A 16,250-nucleotide genomic window follows, 5' to 3' on the forward strand; every position below is an offset into this window, starting at 1 on the left:
CCGAACGTTGAGAATAATGACATAAATCGCGTTCATAGGGCCAACGAAGGGAGAAGACGATGAAGAGACTATTGGCGGCTGCAGCGATCACCGCGCTGTGCGCGACGGGTGTTACAGCGGAAGTTAAGGTGGGGATGATCACAACGCTTTCAGGCGGCGGGGCCGGTTTGGGCATCGACGTACGGGATGGGTTCATGCTTGCGATTGCTCAATCGGGGCGGGATGATATCGAGGTGGTGATCGAAGACGACCAGCGCAAACCGGATATCGCGGTACAGCTGTCAGACAAGATGATCCAATCCGAACGTGTAGATGTGATGACCGGTATCATCTGGTCAAACCTGGCGATGGCGGTTGTGCCAGCCGCCGTGAACCAGGACGTTTTCTATCTGTCACCCAATGCGGGCCCGTCACCTCTGGCGGGGAAGGGCTGTCACCAGAACTATTTCAACGTCGCCTGGCAGAACGACAACCTGCACGAGGCCGCGGGCGCATACGCCAATGGTGCGGGTTACAAGAGCAGCTTCATACTTGCTCCGAATTACCCGGCGGGTGTCGACGCGCTGACTGGCTATAAACGCTTTTTCGAAGGTGATCTGGCCGGTGAGATCTATACCGAGCTTGGCCAGACCGATTATGCAGCTGAAATCGCGCAAATCCGCGCAAGCGATGCGGATAGCGTCTTTTTCTTCCTGCCCGGCGGGATGGGGATTTCGTTTCTGAAGCAATATGCCGACAGCGGGATCGATCTTCCAGTTGTTGGCCCAGCCTTCAGCTTTGATCAGGGCATTCTGCAGGCGGTAGGCGATGCAGCTCTGGGCGTGGTGAACACTTCGCAGTGGAACAAGGATATCGACAACCCGACCAACGCTGCCTTTGTTGAAAGCTTTCAGGCAGAATACGGACGTCTGCCCTCGCTTTACGCCAGTCAGGGATTCGATACCGCTAACCTGTTGCTTGCCGCGCTTGACAAGGCTGACCCGTCAGATGCGGATGCCTTCCGCGAAGCGCTGAGGGCGGCGGATTTCAACAGCACACGAGGGGATTTCAGCTTTGGCCCGAACCATCATCCGGTTCAGACCATCTATGCGCGCGAAGTGATCAAAGAAGGTGATGTATTTACCAATAAGATCCTTGGCGTAGCTCTTGAAAACCACTCTGATGCCTACGCGGCCGAGTGCAAAATGTAACTGAATTTCTGCCTGCCCCTAAAAGTGGGGCGGGCAGATCACCGGAGTTTCCATGTCCTCGATCCTGATTATCGAGCAGATCCTGAACGGGCTGCAGTTCGGCGTCATGTTGTTTTTGATGGCTGCTGGCCTGACGCTGATCTTCGGGGTGATGGGCCTGATCAACCTGGCCCATGGCTCTTTGTACATGGTGGGAGCATTTGCCGCTGCAGCAGTTGCAGGGGCGACCGGGTCATTTCTGCTTGCTCTGATTGCTGCTCTGGCTGCGGCCGCACTGGCCGGGGTGATCGTAGAAATGCTCGTTATCCGGCGGCTTTATCAGGCACCACATTTGGATCAGGTTCTGGCCACCTTTGCACTGATCCTGATCTTTTCCGAAGGGACAAGGTGGGTCTTTGGGTCTTTCCCATTGTTCCTGGATATTCCAGCGGCACTTTCGGGTCCGATCACGCTGCAGGGCGGGATCGAATATCCCCTCTATCGCCTAACCCTGATCGGGATTGGTCTTGCTGTTGCAGTGGGTTTGTGGGCCCTGATCGAACGCACGCGTTTGGGTGTGCAGATACGGGCCGGTAAGAACGACCGGGAAATGATTGCCGCACTGGGCGTCGACATCTCGAAACTTTACACGTTGGTATTTGCACTAGGGGCGGGGCTGGCGGGGCTTGCCGGTGCTTTGGTTGGGGCAATTCAGTCGGTACAGGTGGGCATGGGTGAACCTGTTCTGATCCTGGCCTTCGTGGTTATCGTAATCGGTGGCATAGGCTCGGTTCGAGGGGCGTTCATCGGGGCGCTGTTGGTTGGGCTAACCGACACGCTGGGCGGGGTTTTCCTGCCCGAGCTGTTCAAACTGTTCATGGAACCGGGAGCCGCTCAGAAAAGCGGCTCGGCTCTGGCATCAATGGGAATCTATGTCCTGATGGGATTGGTCCTGATCTGGCGCCCAACAGGTCTGTTCGGAGCCCGCGCATGAGAATGAATGAAAGATACATCAATGGCCTGATGATCGCCGGCCTGCTGGCGCTGCCCCTTTGGGCGCTGGCCGCGGACCAGCCCTTCACAATCACGCTTGTGACGCGGGCGGTGATCTTGGCGCTTGCAGCGGTTGGTCTGAATGTCATCCTGGGAATTGGGGGGTTGGTCAGCTTTGGCCATGCTGTTTTCTTCGGGATCGGCGGCTATGCGATGGGCATTCTGACCTATCACGCGCAGACCTACACTGCACTGGATCTGGGCTTGATTTCTATCGAAGGCAGTAAATCCATGCCCGTGATCTGGATAGTTGCGATGCTTACTTCGGGCATTGCTGCCTTTTTCGTCGGTCTTCTGTCCCTAAGAACGTCAGGCGTTTATTTCATCATGATTACGCTGGCCTTCGGACAGATGTTTTACTACTTCGCGATTTCTTGGGCGCAATACGGGGGCGAAGACGGATTATCCATCTATGTTCGCAACGGTTTTCCCGGCCTCAACACATTGGATCCGATCCAGTTTTACGGCATCTGTTTCGCGCTGCTATGTCTCGTCCTGGTCCTGTTTGCACGGATGCAAGCCGCGCCATTCGGGCTGGCTCTTAATGCGACGCGGCAATCTACGGCGCGGGTCGAGACCGTGGGATTGAACCCCATGCGGCTGAAACTTCTGGCCTTTGTTCTGTCCGGCGCTGTCACTGGTCTGGCCGGGGCGCTGTTTGCCGATCTCAACCGGTTCGTTTCGCCGTCTATGTTCAGTTGGCAGCTTTCGGGCGAATTGATTGTGCTGATAATCATCGGAGGTGTCGGACGCCTGATGGGTCCGGTAATTGGGGCTTGCGTGTTTGTCGCGCTCGAGCATTTTCTGGGTGAACTAACCGATTTCTGGCATGTATATTTGGGTATTGTTCTGCTGTGCATCGTTCTGTTTGGTCGCGGTGGCCTGATTGGGCTGCTAACCGGGAAAGAGGGGGCACATGTCTGATCCCGTCCTTGCCACCGAGAGTCTGAACAAAAGCTTTGGTGCGTTAAAGGCTACGGATAACGTCTCGATTGATCTCAGGCCAGGAGAGATCCACGCCATCATTGGTCCGAATGGAGCGGGAAAATCCACGTTGATCCAGCAGATTTGCGGAGGTTTGCAACCGGATTCGGGGCGTGTTTTGCTGTGCGGACAGGATGTGTCGGACCTTGGCACGCAAAAGCGGGCAAGGGCAGGGATGGGGCGGACGTTCCAGATATCGGAACTGTGCATGGAAGATACGGTTCTGGGAAACGTCGTGTTGAGCGCCATGGGTGCGGAAAACCTCGTATGGCGGTTCTGGAAACCTGCCTTGAAACGGCCCGAGCTGCTCGAAAGGGCCGAGGCTGCGCTGGAAAGGGTGGGCCTGGGCGATGAACGCGAAACGCGTTGCGCAAATCTCAGCCATGGTCAACGCCGCCAGCTTGAAGTCGCAGTGGCTTTGACTTTGTCACCTAGGGTCTTTGTCATGGATGAACCGATGGCCGGGCTTGGCGCTGGAGGGTCCAAACGGTTGACCGGGTTTCTTGACGGTCTGCGGGAAGAGGCGCCCATACTGCTTGTCGAACATGATATGGACGCCGTTTTTGCGCTGGCTGACCGGATCAGCGTTTTGGTCTATGGCAAGGTGATCGCAACCGGGACGGCAGATGAAATCCGCGCAAGCCGTGAGGTGCGCGATGCCTATCTGGGGGATGAGGCATGACTTTGTTGCGGGTAGAAAACCTGACCGCGACATACGGCGTCAGTCAGGCTTTATTTGGTGTCGATCTTTCTCTGGCGCAGGGCGAGGTTACAGCCCTTATGGGGCGCAATGGGATGGGCAAGACCACGACTGTCAAAGCCATTTGCCGGATGATCCGGTCCGAGGGCACCCTGTCGCTGAACAATCAGAATCTGCACGCTTTGCCCAGCTATAAGGTCGCGCGTCTTGGTGTCGGGCTGGTACCCGAGGGGCGCCGGTGCTTTGCCGACCTGACGGTGCGCGAGAATCTGATCGCCGCTGCCAGACCCGGCGAGTGGACATTGCAGAAGGTGGCTGAACTGTTCCCACGGCTAGAGGAACGTCAGGGCCAAAGGGCAGCCTCACTATCCGGCGGAGAACAACAGATGCTGGCTATTGGGCGCGCCCTGATGACAAATCCCCAGCTCTTGATCCTCGATGAAGCAACCGAAGGGCTGGCTCCGATCGTGCGGCAGGAAATCTGGTCGGTCTTGCATCGCCTGAAACAGGAAACCAATGTTTCGATCCTGTTGATCGACAAGTCTCTGAAAGAGTTGGCGCTGGTGTCTGACCGCGCGGTCATTCTTGAGCGCGGTAAAACAGTCTGGTCTGGCGCGATGGTGGATCTCGGTCATGACATCACAGAAAAATATGTGGGGGTCTGATGACTTTTGAATTCCACCAAAAGGTTCTGTTCAAACATTGCGACCCGGCGGGGATTGTCTTTTTCCCGCGCTATTTCGAGATGATCAATGATTGCGTTGAGACCTATTTCGATCAGGTGCTATGCAAACCGTTTGAAGAGATTCATCCTGTTGGCGCAGTGCCTACCGCACAGATACAAACCCGATTTTCAGCGCCCAGCCGTCACGGTGACCATTTGATATTCCGGATGAAGATCACAAAGATCGGACGCAGTTCAGCCGAATACTCGGTCGTGGCCAGTTGTGCGCAAGAGGAGCGACTGACAAGCGTAGCAACGCTTGTTCATGTAGATTCAAAGGGCGGTCCAACGGCCTGGCCCGCAGACATCCGTAAAAAACTCGAGGCATTCAGGGACGACGCGCTATGAGCCACAAGACAATTCACCCCGACGGCTGGTTGCCTGCCAAAGGATATGCCAATGGCGTTTTGACCAAAGATGGAACGTTACATATCGGCGGGCAAATAGGATGGGACGCGAACAAGAAATTTGTCAGCGGCGGGTTCATCGGACAGATGAAACAGGCACTGCAGAATATCGTTGATATTGTCGAGGCCGCTGGTGGCTCGGCCCGCGATGTGACCCGCCTGACCTGGTTCGTAACTGACAAACGCGAATATCTGTCTCTGCAAGCCGAAGTTGGGGCCGCCTATCGTGAGGTTTTCGGCAGGCATTTTCCTGCGATGTCAATGATCATCGTGGCGGGTTTGGTCGAAGACGAGGCCTTGTTGGAAATTGAAGCGACAGCACATTTATCCTGAAGGCAAGCGACATTGAAACCGGCCCAGCGGAATGAATATGAGCGATTTTCACCATAGGAGGTGAGAATTCTGCCAAACCTCTTTTCTGAAATCACAGGGCCGCCGAAGCGGGTTGCAGCGGCCTGAACCGCGCTGGATTTTTTACTCGTACCAGAGTTAAAAGGCCAACGTGCAGGGCGTAACCAAGTCATTTGGGCGACCGATTGAATGGTGAAGGGAGACAAAGACAAACTTCCGCCGCTATTTCGTCAGATCAATCACAAATTCATCTTTCAAACAGATCCTCAACAAAACATGAGGGTTGACGCAGTGAAAAGAGTCACAAGGCATCTAAGTCTCGAAAGACGACGGTTGTCGCTGATTGCGGCTCTGGCTTTTGCCTCAGGTTTCACTCTTTACTCACATATAGAGGCAACGCGTTTCGGATTACCCGTCCCGGTTGTTATCGGCCTGATCTATATGGCTGTCATTGTATGCGCGACGGCTCTATCCACCTATTTCCTTCCTGGCTTGCGCCGCGTCACGGATACGGTGGCGATGACGCGTCTGGCATTTGCTCTTTGGGTGGCCGGAACCCAAAGCCATGAGATCGCAGCCTCGCCCACAATCAGCGCCGCCGTTGTGGTAGGGGGCGCGATCTTCGTGTTGCAAACGGGTTCAGTGGTTCAAAAGCTGGCTGGTAATCGACCGGATTTCGGCTTTGTCCCTTACATCGTTGGAAACACGCGCCTGTTTCTGGACTGGTTGGATAACGCAGGCGAATATCAGGGTGCCCCGGTCCAGCCGGTATTTGCCGGAAAGACGCCTCGAACGGTGGTCTGATGGCAAAACTCTGGTTTATTTGGTCAGCGTTGCACAGGCCGTCTGGGCCCATCTAAGGGCCAGAGGCGAAAGATGTGGCCCGACCTGTCTGAGAACCTTGGCATGATAGTCATTGATCCAGTCAATTTCTGACTGGTTCAGCATATCTGACATCAACATATCCGTCTGGATCGGGATCCAGGTCATGTTCGAGAACTCCAGAAATCCGTCATCTGCCTCGACAATTTCGAACAGGTTTTCGATGCGAATGCCGAACCTGCCGGCCTCGTAATATCCCGGCTCGATCGACATAACCATGCCAGGCATCAGGTCGACCGGGTTGTAAGGTTTGCCAATGCGCTGCGGATGTTCATGGACAGACAACCGGTGGCCAATTCCATGACCCGTACCGTGGTCATAATCCAATCCCAGATCCCACAGCGGGCGGCGACAGATTGCATCAATGTGATGGCCCTGTGTGCCTGCAGGAAAGCGCAGCGTGGCCAGAGCGTGAAAGGCCTTGAACACTGCGGTATAGGCCCGGTCATATCCATCAGGCCGCTGAGGCCCGAACGAAAAGCTGCGCGTGGCATCTGTTGTGCCGGTGTCGTACTGCCCCCCGGAATCCAGCAGGTATGTGCCCCGCGGTTGGATCGGAACGGTATTGTCGGCCTCGGTCGCGTAATGGCACATCGCGGCATTGCCATCGGCGGCCGAGATTGTGTTGAAGCTTTCGTGGATGAACCCATCCTGAGCGCGGCGGAAGGCCAATACCCGCTGTTCTGCTTCACGCTCGGTCACCGGTTCAGCCTGTTTCTGTACCTGAGCCGCCAGCCAGGCGCAGAATTCGGTCCAGGCGATCCCGTCCCGGATATGGCAAGCGCGCAACCCTTCCAGTTCCGTTGTATTCTTGCGGGCTTTGGTTTTGCTTAACAATCCGTTGACCGGCACGCCCTTCGCTCCGATACGCTCCAGCACTTGTTTGACCGCCGTCGGCGAAAAATCGGGGTCGAAAATCACAGCCTGGCCGGGCGCTGTGAGATCACTGAGTGTAGACAGAAAACCATCCGGCGCCTGAACCGAAACATTTTCCGGCATGTGGTCAGTGACATCGGCATCCAGTTTTTGGTCAGACACGAACCAGTGCACTTGGCCCGAGCTTTGCAACAGAAGGAAAGAGTTGGGAACAGGGTTGAAAGCCACGTCTGAGCCACGCACATTAAGCAGCCAGGCGATGTTGTCGGGCTGAGTTTCCACCAGCAAGCCGGCCTCTCGGCGTGTTAGCTCAGTGGCCAGATCCGAGATCTTTTCACCCGCCGCCCGGCCCGAAAACTGAAGTGGAAATGGCTCGATCTGTCCTTGGGGGGCAGCGGGTTGGTCGGTCCAGATTGCATCGACCGGATTTGAAGCTGTCGCTACCATCGCGGCACCGCTGCCTTCCAGCCCGTGCTCAAATCGGTCAAACCAGACCGGCGGTAGGTGCATAGAGTCAAAGCCGATTTTCCATCCTTTCTGTGCAACGGCGGCCAGCCAGTATTCGGGCGGCTCGTTAAACAGATGATGGTGCGAGAAAACAGCCTCGGCACACTGGTTTGCAGCCTGCACCACATAGCGGCCATCGACAAATAAGGCGACAGTTTCGGGTGTGACGATGGCCATGCCTGCCGAGCCGCTGAAGCCAGTTACAAAGGCGAGGCGTTCATCATGAGGGGCAACATATTCGCCCTGATGTGCGTCGTAGCGGGGCACGATAAAGGCATCCAGACCTTGTGCTTTAAGCTCTGCGCGCAAGGCCGAAACAATCGCGGATCGGTCGGTTCCGGGGGCATCAAGCATCGGCATTTATCTCTTCAACATGGTGACAGGCGACCTCGCCACGATTTTCAAAAGGCAGCAGGGCAGGCACTTTGGCTTTGCATATGTTGCTGGCGTGAGGGCACCGGACATGGAACGGACACCCTGAGGGCATGTTCAGTGGTGAAGGCAGCTCTCCCTCAAGCCGCTTGACGGCACCGCGGTTGTCGGGGTCCAGCGAAGGGGCGGCTGAAAGCAGAGCTTGGCTGTAAGGGTGGGAGGGGGCGGAAAACAAGGTTTCGCTGTCGCCGATTTCAACGATCCGCCCAAGGTAGATTACCGCGACCCGGTTTGAAACATGACGGACAAGCCGCAGGTCATGGGCCACAAACAGGATTGTCAGATCAAGTTCCCGCTGCAGGTCCAGCAACAGGTTTACCACCTGCGCCTGAACCGAAACATCTAGTGCCGAAACCAGTTCGTCCGCAATCAGAACTTCGGGTTCGACCGCCAATGCGCGCGCAATGGCGATCCGCTGACGCTGACCTCCGGAGAATTCGTGCGGCAGCTTGTCTTGCGCGTCCTTCGGAAGGCGGACCAGATCAAGCAACTCGGCCACACGGTCGGGAATTTCTGCTTCTGGGCGCATGTTGTGAACGCTCAGGGCTTCGGCCAGAATTTGCCCTGTCGTCATCCGGGGATTGAGCGATGAATAGGGGTCCTGGAACATCATCTGAACCCGGCGGTTATAGGTGCGGTCAGCTTTGATTTCGCCGTCGAATATGTCCTGACCTTCAAAGTGGATTGAACCGTCGCTGGGCTTATGAAGGCGCACGATACACCGGGCTAGTGTGGACTTTCCACACCCGGACTCTCCGACGACGCCCAGAGTTTCGCCGCGGGTCAGATCTAGGCTGACACCATTCAGCGCCCGTACTTCGCGACCAGGACGCCGCGAAATGACATCGCCGATGCTGCGGCCCATTGGGAACCGCAGATGCAGGTCACGGATTTGCATCAGGGCGGTCATGCGGCGTTCCCTTGGGTTTTGGTTATCGGGTTGAAACAGGCGACCTGTCTATGTTCGGTGATCAGGGTCATCGCTGGGCGCTCTTGCGTGCAGGCGTCTATGCAGGCGGCACAGCGCAGTGCAAACGCGCATCCGGCAGGCAGGGCATCCAGTGCGGGCGGCACTCCGGGAACAGAATATAGCGGCGTGCGAGGAGCGATGTTTTCGGGCACAGACCGCATCAGACCCACAGTGTAGGGGTGATGCGGTGACCGCAGCACATCGCGGACCGGCCCTTGTTCGACGATCCGCCCCGCATACATAACGGCCACGTTGTCGCAAGTCTGGGCAACCACGCCAAGATCATGGGTGACCAGCACAACCCCCATATCCATATCCTGCGCCAGTCGCAGGATCAGATCGAGGATCTGGGCCTGAATGGTCACGTCCAGAGCTGTGGTGGGTTCATCCGCCAGCAACAGTTTGGGTTCTGCGGCAAGCGCTATTGCGATCATGACCCGCTGGCGCATTCCGCCGGAAAATTGGTGAGGATAATCCTTCAAGCGTTGCGCTGCCGAGGGGATGCCGACAAGGTCCAGCATTTCGATTGCCCGATCCAAGCGCGCGGCGCGGGGCAGGTCGGTATGGGCGCGCAGGGTCTCTTCCAGTTGCAGTCCGACTGTCAGCAGCGGGTTCAGCGAAGTCATCGGTTCCTGAAAAATCATCGCGATTTCGCGACCCTGAAACCGACGAAGAGCCCTGTCTGACATGGATATCAGATCACTTCCATTCCAGCGCACCTGGCCGGTCACGTCGCCATAGCGGCGCGCCAGCCCCATGATCGAGCGCAACGTGACGCTCTTGCCCGACCCGCTTTCGCCGACCAGCCCCAAAACCTCACCCCGGTTTACGCCGAAACTGACATCGCGCAGCGCAGGCAACGCGCGACCGTTCTTGTGAAAGGTTGTGCTTAGCCCGGTTACTTCTAGAAGTTTCGTTTGGTCCTGCATCGCTATCCCCGCGGTCTCAGCAGATCGGCAAGCCCATCGCCCAAAAGCGAAAAGCCAAGGCCGGTCAGAACGATGGCGATGCCGGGCATCAGGCTCAGCCACCAGGCGGTCGAGATAAAGTTGCGCCCTTCGGCGATCAGCACACCCCATTCGGCTTGCGGTGGTTGCGCCCCCAACCCCAGATAGCCAAGGGATGACCCCAGCAAGATCACCAGCGCCATGTCAGTCATCCAATAGACAATAACCGGTGTTATCGCGTTTGGCAGCAGGTGGCGAAAGATGATGCGCCGGTCAGAATAGCCCATGACCACCCCGGCCGAGGCATAGTCATTCCCCATTTGAGCGATCACCTCGGCCCGCATCAGGCGCGCATAATAGACCCAGTAAACAACGGAAATCGCGATATACATGTTGATCAGGCCCGGCCCTAGAACCGCAACCACGGCAATGACAAGAACCAGGAAAGGAAAGGTGATTACAGCGTCAACGATGCGGCCAAAGATCATGTCCGCGATGCCGCGATAATACCCGACCAGCGCGCCAATCGTTATACCGGTGACCAATGCGAATACAGTCCCGAAAATTGCCATCTGCATGTTGACCTGATAGGCCCAGATGACGCGGGATAGGCTGTCGCGCCCTAACAGATCTGTGCCGAACGGATGTGTCCAGGATGGTGGTTGGCGCAGGGCCTGATAGTCGATTGCGCTTGGGTCATAGGGCGCGAATACGCCGGGAAACAGGGCAAGCAGCACCGAAAACCCGATGATGATGCACCCGGCCACGAACCCAGGCTTGCGCAAGGCCCGCTGCATGAAGGTGGGGCGCTGCGAGGTGCTGTTGAAGGTCGCGTCACTCATTGCAGGCGCATCCTTGGGTCAAGGCGACTCTGAAACAGGTCGGTCATCAGGAAAACCACGGAAACCAGAACAGCAAATGTCAGGGTCAGCCCCTGAATCAGGGGGTAGTCGCGGGCAAAGATAGCCTCGAGCATCAGGCGCCCCATTCCGGGCACGGCGAATACGGTTTCGGTGACCAATGTCCCGCTCATCAGATTGCCAATGGACAGGCCCAGCAGGGTTACCGTCGAAATCAGCGCATTGCGCAGGACGTGGCGACCCAGAACCAAACGAGGCGGCAGGCCTTTGGCACGCGCGAACTGGACATATTCGGCGTCCAGAACCTCGATAATCGCGCTGCGCAGGTTCCGCATGATGATGGCCGAGGTGTAAAGCGCTACGGTCACTGAAGGCAGGAACAGGTGATAGAGCCGCTCGGTAAAGGTGTCGCCATATCCTCCGACCGGAAACAGGCGCAGCTGTGCTGCCAGAAAGGTCAACAGAACGAGGCCAATATAGAACACCGGCATCGACAGCCCGATCTGAAAGACTGTGCGGATCACCGCATCAGGCCAGCGCCCCCGGTTGAGCGCCGCAACAAAGGCCAGCGGACCGGCAATCAGCAGCGACAAAACCACCGAATACACGGTCAGGAAGACAGTGATAGGAAGCCGGTCAGAAATCACATTGATCACATCCGAGCGCATCAGGATGGACCGACCCAGATCGCCCTGCACGGTGTTGGTAAGGAACAGCCAGAATTGCACCAGCATAGGTTCGGTCAACCCAAGCCGTTCACGGATGGCCTGGATGTCGGCGTCCGAGGCACGATCACCGGCCATCGCAATGGCAGGATCCCCCGGTAGCAATCGAACAAGAAGAAAAATAATGATCATGACCAGGAAAAAGGTCGGGATCATCATCAGGAGTCGTTTGAAGATATAGGACAGGCTGGACAAAGCGAGCTCCGCAAATTTGTCCCGCCGCCTGAAAGCGGCGGGACTAGGGGTCTTACCTTAGCGGCTGACGGTTGCTTGATCGAAGATATTGTTGCCCAGAGGGGTCTGAACATAGCCTTCGACAGCCGAGCCAACAGCAACGGCAAAGGGCGTCTCATACATGAACAGCAGGGGGGCTGCCTCGGCATAGAGCTCTTGCATTCGGGCGAATTTCGCTTTGCGCGCCTCGGCGTCCATTTCACCGGCGGCTTCGTCGAACAGGGTGTTAAACTCAGCGTTTTCCCAGCCGGTTCCTACTGCCTTGGCCGTGGGTGTGTGGCCCAGCCAGCCCACCACCTGGCTGGGATCATTTACATCGTTGACCCAGCCATAGGTGTGAATGTCAAACTCACCTGATCGGTTCTTTGCGCCGCGTGTTGCGCCGTCCACTTGCTCGACCACAAGATCGACGCCCAGAGGAGCCCACATCTGCTGAAGCGCCGCAAAGATGGTTGCATCGTCCGCAGAACCTGCCAGCGTGGTAAAGGTGATTTCGGTTCCATCGGCAAACCCGGCCTCAGCCAACAATGCCTTGGCCTTGTCCACGTCATAGCCATAGAGCGGGGTCATGTCGGCGGCATATTGGGTAGCCTTTGCCATCAAAGGCGAGCTCATCGGTTGACCCGCGCCATGCAGTACCAGCCCGATCAACGCTTCTTTGTTGGTGCCATAGTTCAGCGCCTGCCGGACGCGGGCGTCGGCCAGTGGGTTTGCAGAACCATCGGCTCGGTTATCGCGCGTATTGATTGGCGAATAGATGATCCGCGTCGACGGATAGAGGTTCATGTTGATGTTGGAATCCTGCTCCAGCTCGGTCACGCGGCTGAACGGGATGAATTCTGCGGCATCAACTTCTCCGGCCTGCAAACTCAGGATGCGGGTTGCGTCATCCGGGATGATCTCAAAATGTACGGCATCCAGATACGGCAGAGCTTTGCCGTCTGCGCCCATGCGCCAATAGTTTTCATTGGCGCAGAAATCCATCGATGCACCTTGTTCAAAGCCACACAGATAGAAGGGGCCAGAGCCTACTCCGGCGGCTGTGGCGGCAAATATCGCAGCGGATTTTTCCTGATCTGTTGCACCTTCTGCGGCCTCAAAGGCCGCTTTGGACACGATAGCCGTGTTGAATGTGGCCAGCATGGACAGGATGGTTGGATCCGGGCTGCCAAGGGCAACCGTGATCGCGTTTCCATCTGCGGTAACCGCGTCGATCGAACCCAGCAAGCCAGCCCAGGGGCTCAGGTCGGGATTGCGCGCTCGGTCGAGGGAAAAGACTACGTCGTCACCTGACATGGGCGTACCGTTTGCGAATTTGATCCCCTCGCGCAGGGTCAGCGAAACCGTTTTACCATCGTCAGAGACTGTATAGGTCTCAGCAAGGCCGGGTTCGACGGAATTGCCGTCGGCACTGCTCCGCAGCAGGGTGTCGAACAGGCTGCCGACCATCCAGATATCAGGGTTGCGATCCGCATAGATCGGATCAATCAGGCGCGACCCGTCATAGCGTGCAAAGTTGAGTGTGCCGCCTCTTTCCTGTGCCAAAGCAGGCATGGCCAGGGTGGCGGCAACGGTTAGTCCCAAAACCGTCTTCAATTTCATAATCAGTCCTCCCGCAGAATGAATTCATGCTCGGGGCGACCATATCCGATTCTTAACAATACTAAAGCTTTTTTTAGTGGTGGGTGAAAAATGGCCAAATGTATTTAGGCTGACCTCTGTTCGGTTGGTCAATTTAACTTGCCACAAAGCCGGAATCATTGATCGGAGAGGTTGTTACCCAAAGCTCTACGGCTTCTACGTCCCCCAATACGACCGAGAAATGACGGGTAGATGTGTCGTGGTGAACGACGTCACCTGGCGACATAATGAAAACCTTGTCACCAAGGTGATATTCAAGCCGTCCCGAGATCAGATAGCAAAACGCCTCGCCCTCATGCCGCATCTTTTCGGAAACGTGCCCCGGGGGGCGATGAACGATCTGTGGGTTGAACAATGCACCGGTAAAACCAGGGCCCAGCTTCTCATAAAACCTGCCCCGCATACCCAGGGAATATGTCTGGCGGTTGTCCTTTGCCACATATTCGCTGAACACCTCGGGTACGCTGAGCAGCTTTTCGATGCTGGTTTGAAGTGCCGCGGCAATCGCCATCAGCGAGGTCAGCGAGGGTGAGCTCAGGCCGCGCTCGACCTGAGACAGAAAGCCCGTTGTCAGATCAGAGGTCTGTGCGACCTTGTCCAAAGTCAGGCCCATCGCCTTGCGCCGCCTGCGAATTGCCTGCCCCAGCTCGGTCGGCGTGCCCTTCGGCTTTGATTTGTCGCGCGCGTTTGCTGCGTTCATTCCCTGTCTCCCGGAATCGTGGGTTGCCGCGCATTCAACCGGATCGCAGAGGAAATATCAAAATTTTTTTTAGCAGAGGTAAATTTTTTTGGGAAGATCCGGGTGTAAACCTTCAAACCCCTCAATTTTTCCAACGGCTTAGTATCTAGCGAAACAGAATCAGAGTTTGATTGAGTGACGCCGATCCGCCGAGATCATGTCGCGGATGTTCTGGACGATTTGTTCCGCATGGGCGCTCGCCAATCGGTCGGCCTCGGTGATGTCCTGGGCCGCTATAGCTGCGATTATGTCGTCATGTTCCAGGGAATACCGATCCGGTAACCGATCCCCAAAGGACGAATAATAGGGCCGCATGATCCGTTGCCCTTCGTTCAGCAATCTGCGCGTCAGGCTTTCGTAATATGGGTTGCGCCCTGCTTTGGCGATTGCATTATGAAGCTCTGCGTTTTTTGCGATCATGGTCAGAACGTCATTTCTGGCAGCCGCATCCGAAAATTCCTGTTGCCGTATGCGAATGTCGCTCAGATCCTGGTCCGTTCGGTATTCGGCGGCCAGCCGGGTTGTAACGCGATACATCAGGGTCATCGCATCAAAGAATGTGTGAAGATTCAAAAAGTCTATGGGCGCCACGATGCTCGCGCGGTTCGGCAGTGTCGCCACCAACCCTTCCGATGTCAGCCTGACAAGGGCTTCGCGGATCGGGGTGCGCGACATCGAGAACCGCTCGCTCAGCTTGGCCTCGTCTATGGCGCTGCCGGGCGCAAGGGCGAGGTCGATGATTTCGTCCCGCAGGGTTTCATAGACGAACTGAACGCCTGATCCACGTTTGCGGCCGGCTTCGACCGGCTTTCGTTTTTCCATGTCAGAGCATTCCCTAGCCGCTGGATTGCGGTCCATCTGCGTTCGCACATCAATTTTGCCACACGTACCGGTGCTAAGTCGAGTGTTAATCCCAGCCAAAAACCAGTTGTTTTTCACGTATTTTAGGGCCTTATTCCTTCCTGTCGAAAATTTGTCGACAAATAAAATATTTAAAGTAGACTGACGGCAAGATTACACGAATCCCTAACCCGGTGGGGCAATCCACCGGCCCGGCAAAAAAATACGGAGACCCAAATCGTGAACCCGAATGTCTTTTCCGGATGCATCCCGGCCCTGATGACGCCCTGTCGCGCGGATCGCAGTCCTGACTTTGAGGCGCTTGTGCGTAAAGGTCATGAGCTGATCGAGACGGGCATGTCCGCGGTTGTCTATTGTGGCTCGATGGGTGATTGGCCCCTTTTGACCGATGCGCAGCGTATGCAGGGCGTCGAGGCGTTGGTCGGGGCTGGTATCCCGGTGATCGTGGGAACAGGCGCGATCAATTCGGCCTTGGCAATCCAGCATGCCGCACACGCGCAGAAAGTGGGCGCCAGCGGCTTGATGGTCATTCCCCGTGTACTGTCACGCGGCGCGTCCATGACTGCGCAGCGGCACCACTTCAAAGGCATTCTGGCCGCAGCACCGGATCTTCCCGCAGTGATCTACAACAGCCCTTATTACGGATTTACCACCCGTGCGGACCTGTTCTTTGATCTGCGCAAGGACCACCCGAACCTGATCGGATACAAGGAATTCGGCGGCGCCGAAGATCTCCGCTATGCGTCCGAAAACATCACCAGCGGTGATGACAATGTTTCCCTGATGGTCGGCGTGGATACCGCGGTGTTCCACGGGATCGTGAATTGTGGCGCTACCGGCGCCATCACTGGGATCGGGAATGTGCTGCCCGATGAGATTCTGCATCTGGTGGATTTGTGTCAGGCGGCGGCCAAGGGCGATGCCAACGCGCGTGCCCGGGCGTTGGAGCTTGAGGCGGCTTTGGGCGTTTTGTCGTCCTTCGACGAAGGCACCGATCTTGTGCTCTACTACAAACATTTGATGGTTATGACGGGTCATCCCGAATACACGCATCATTTCAACGAAACAGATGCCCTTACTGACAGCCAGCGCGGCTATGTTGAACAACAGTTCAGACTGTTCCGTACCTGGTACGAGAACTGGACTGGTCAGGCCGATTCTTCGGCGCAAAATGCAGCGTGAGGATTG

At 56.5% G+C, this 16,250-nt stretch carries 17 protein-coding genes; 9 read left to right on the forward strand and 8 right to left on the reverse strand.

Annotated features, from left to right (window positions below; genetic code table 11):
* Positions 1–59: 59 nt before the first annotated feature.
* The 8 genes from AC2FLE_RS09750 (at position 60) to AC2FLE_RS09785 (ending at position 6,192) form a co-directional block, all read left to right on the forward strand.
* Positions 60–1,190, forward strand: a complete 1,131-nt coding sequence (locus tag AC2FLE_RS09750) for an ABC transporter substrate-binding protein (RefSeq protein WP_271950002.1) — start codon at positions 60–62, stop codon at positions 1,188–1,190.
* A gap of 52 nt (positions 1,191–1,242) precedes the next feature.
* Entirely contained in the window at positions 1,243–2,163 is a 921-nt protein-coding gene (locus AC2FLE_RS09755) for a branched-chain amino acid ABC transporter permease (RefSeq protein WP_281995512.1), read from the forward strand.
* 2 nt (positions 2,164–2,165) lie between these two features.
* Positions 2,166–3,146: a branched-chain amino acid ABC transporter permease gene (locus AC2FLE_RS09760; RefSeq protein ID WP_496696945.1), complete on the forward strand. Its 981-nt coding sequence runs from the start codon at positions 2,166–2,168 to the stop codon at positions 3,144–3,146.
* On the forward strand, positions 3,139–3,888 hold the full coding sequence (locus AC2FLE_RS09765; RefSeq protein WP_496696726.1) for an ABC transporter ATP-binding protein: 750 nt from the start codon (positions 3,139–3,141) through the stop codon (positions 3,886–3,888). The genes AC2FLE_RS09760 and AC2FLE_RS09765 overlap by 8 nt, the downstream gene beginning before the upstream one ends.
* Positions 3,885–4,571 carry an ABC transporter ATP-binding protein gene (locus AC2FLE_RS09770; protein WP_496692991.1) on the forward strand — a complete coding sequence of 229 codons (687 nt, stop codon included), beginning with the start codon at positions 3,885–3,887 and terminating at the stop codon, positions 4,569–4,571. The genes AC2FLE_RS09765 and AC2FLE_RS09770 overlap by 4 nt, the downstream gene beginning before the upstream one ends.
* The gene (locus AC2FLE_RS09775; protein ID WP_142637803.1) at positions 4,571–4,978 is read left to right on the forward strand and encodes an acyl-CoA thioesterase; all 408 of its coding nucleotides are present in this window, start codon (positions 4,571–4,573) and stop codon (positions 4,976–4,978) included. Before AC2FLE_RS09770 ends, AC2FLE_RS09775 begins: the two co-directional genes overlap by 1 nt.
* Positions 4,975–5,370, forward strand: a complete 396-nt coding sequence (locus AC2FLE_RS09780) for a RidA family protein (protein ID WP_142637805.1) — start codon at positions 4,975–4,977, stop codon at positions 5,368–5,370. Before AC2FLE_RS09775 ends, AC2FLE_RS09780 begins: the two co-directional genes overlap by 4 nt.
* A 309-nt stretch (positions 5,371–5,679) precedes the next feature.
* Positions 5,680–6,192 (forward strand): hypothetical protein, encoded by a 513-nt coding sequence (locus AC2FLE_RS09785; RefSeq protein WP_496696729.1) that lies wholly within the window; start codon positions 5,680–5,682, stop codon positions 6,190–6,192.
* Between the two features lie 15 nt (positions 6,193–6,207).
* On the opposite strand, the gene AC2FLE_RS09790 is transcribed toward AC2FLE_RS09785, so the two are convergent.
* The 8 genes from AC2FLE_RS09790 to AC2FLE_RS09825 all read right to left on the reverse strand — a co-directional run bounded on the left by AC2FLE_RS09790 (position 6,208) and on the right by AC2FLE_RS09825 (position 15,023).
* Positions 6,208–8,013, reverse strand: coding sequence for an aminopeptidase P family protein (locus tag AC2FLE_RS09790; RefSeq protein WP_496696731.1), 1,806 nt, complete (start codon positions 8,011–8,013; stop codon positions 6,208–6,210).
* Positions 8,000–8,995 carry an ABC transporter ATP-binding protein gene (locus AC2FLE_RS09795; RefSeq protein ID WP_496696732.1) on the reverse strand — a complete coding sequence of 332 codons (996 nt, stop codon included), beginning with the start codon at positions 8,993–8,995 and terminating at the stop codon, positions 8,000–8,002. Before AC2FLE_RS09795 ends, AC2FLE_RS09790 begins: the two co-directional genes overlap by 14 nt.
* Entirely contained in the window at positions 8,992–9,984 is a 993-nt protein-coding gene (locus tag AC2FLE_RS09800) for an ABC transporter ATP-binding protein (protein WP_496696734.1), read from the reverse strand. Before AC2FLE_RS09800 ends, AC2FLE_RS09795 begins: the two co-directional genes overlap by 4 nt.
* A gap of 2 nt (positions 9,985–9,986) precedes the next feature.
* A complete protein-coding gene (locus AC2FLE_RS09805; RefSeq protein WP_496696736.1) occupies positions 9,987–10,844 on the reverse strand; it encodes an ABC transporter permease in 858 nt (285 codons plus the stop codon).
* Positions 10,841–11,782 (reverse strand): ABC transporter permease, encoded by a 942-nt coding sequence (locus tag AC2FLE_RS09810; protein ID WP_142637818.1) that lies wholly within the window; start codon positions 11,780–11,782, stop codon positions 10,841–10,843. The genes AC2FLE_RS09805 and AC2FLE_RS09810 overlap by 4 nt, the downstream gene beginning before the upstream one ends.
* A gap of 57 nt (positions 11,783–11,839) precedes the next feature.
* Positions 11,840–13,423 carry an ABC transporter substrate-binding protein gene (locus AC2FLE_RS09815; RefSeq protein WP_496696738.1) on the reverse strand — a complete coding sequence of 528 codons (1,584 nt, stop codon included), beginning with the start codon at positions 13,421–13,423 and terminating at the stop codon, positions 11,840–11,842.
* 133 nt (positions 13,424–13,556) lie between these two features.
* Positions 13,557–14,162, reverse strand: coding sequence for a helix-turn-helix domain-containing protein (locus AC2FLE_RS09820; protein ID WP_281973159.1), 606 nt, complete (start codon positions 14,160–14,162; stop codon positions 13,557–13,559).
* A 159-nt stretch (positions 14,163–14,321) separates the two neighbouring features.
* Positions 14,322–15,023, reverse strand: a complete 702-nt coding sequence (locus AC2FLE_RS09825) for a GntR family transcriptional regulator (RefSeq protein ID WP_496692997.1) — start codon at positions 15,021–15,023, stop codon at positions 14,322–14,324.
* 255 nt (positions 15,024–15,278) lie between these two features.
* Here AC2FLE_RS09825 and AC2FLE_RS09830 point away from each other — a divergent pair, with 255 nt between their 5' ends.
* The gene (locus AC2FLE_RS09830) at positions 15,279–16,244 is read left to right on the forward strand and encodes a dihydrodipicolinate synthase family protein (protein WP_496696947.1); all 966 of its coding nucleotides are present in this window, start codon (positions 15,279–15,281) and stop codon (positions 16,242–16,244) included.
* The last annotated feature ends 6 nt before the right edge of the window (positions 16,245–16,250 follow it).

This window comes from Ruegeria sp. CDSA077 (assembly GCF_059612265.1).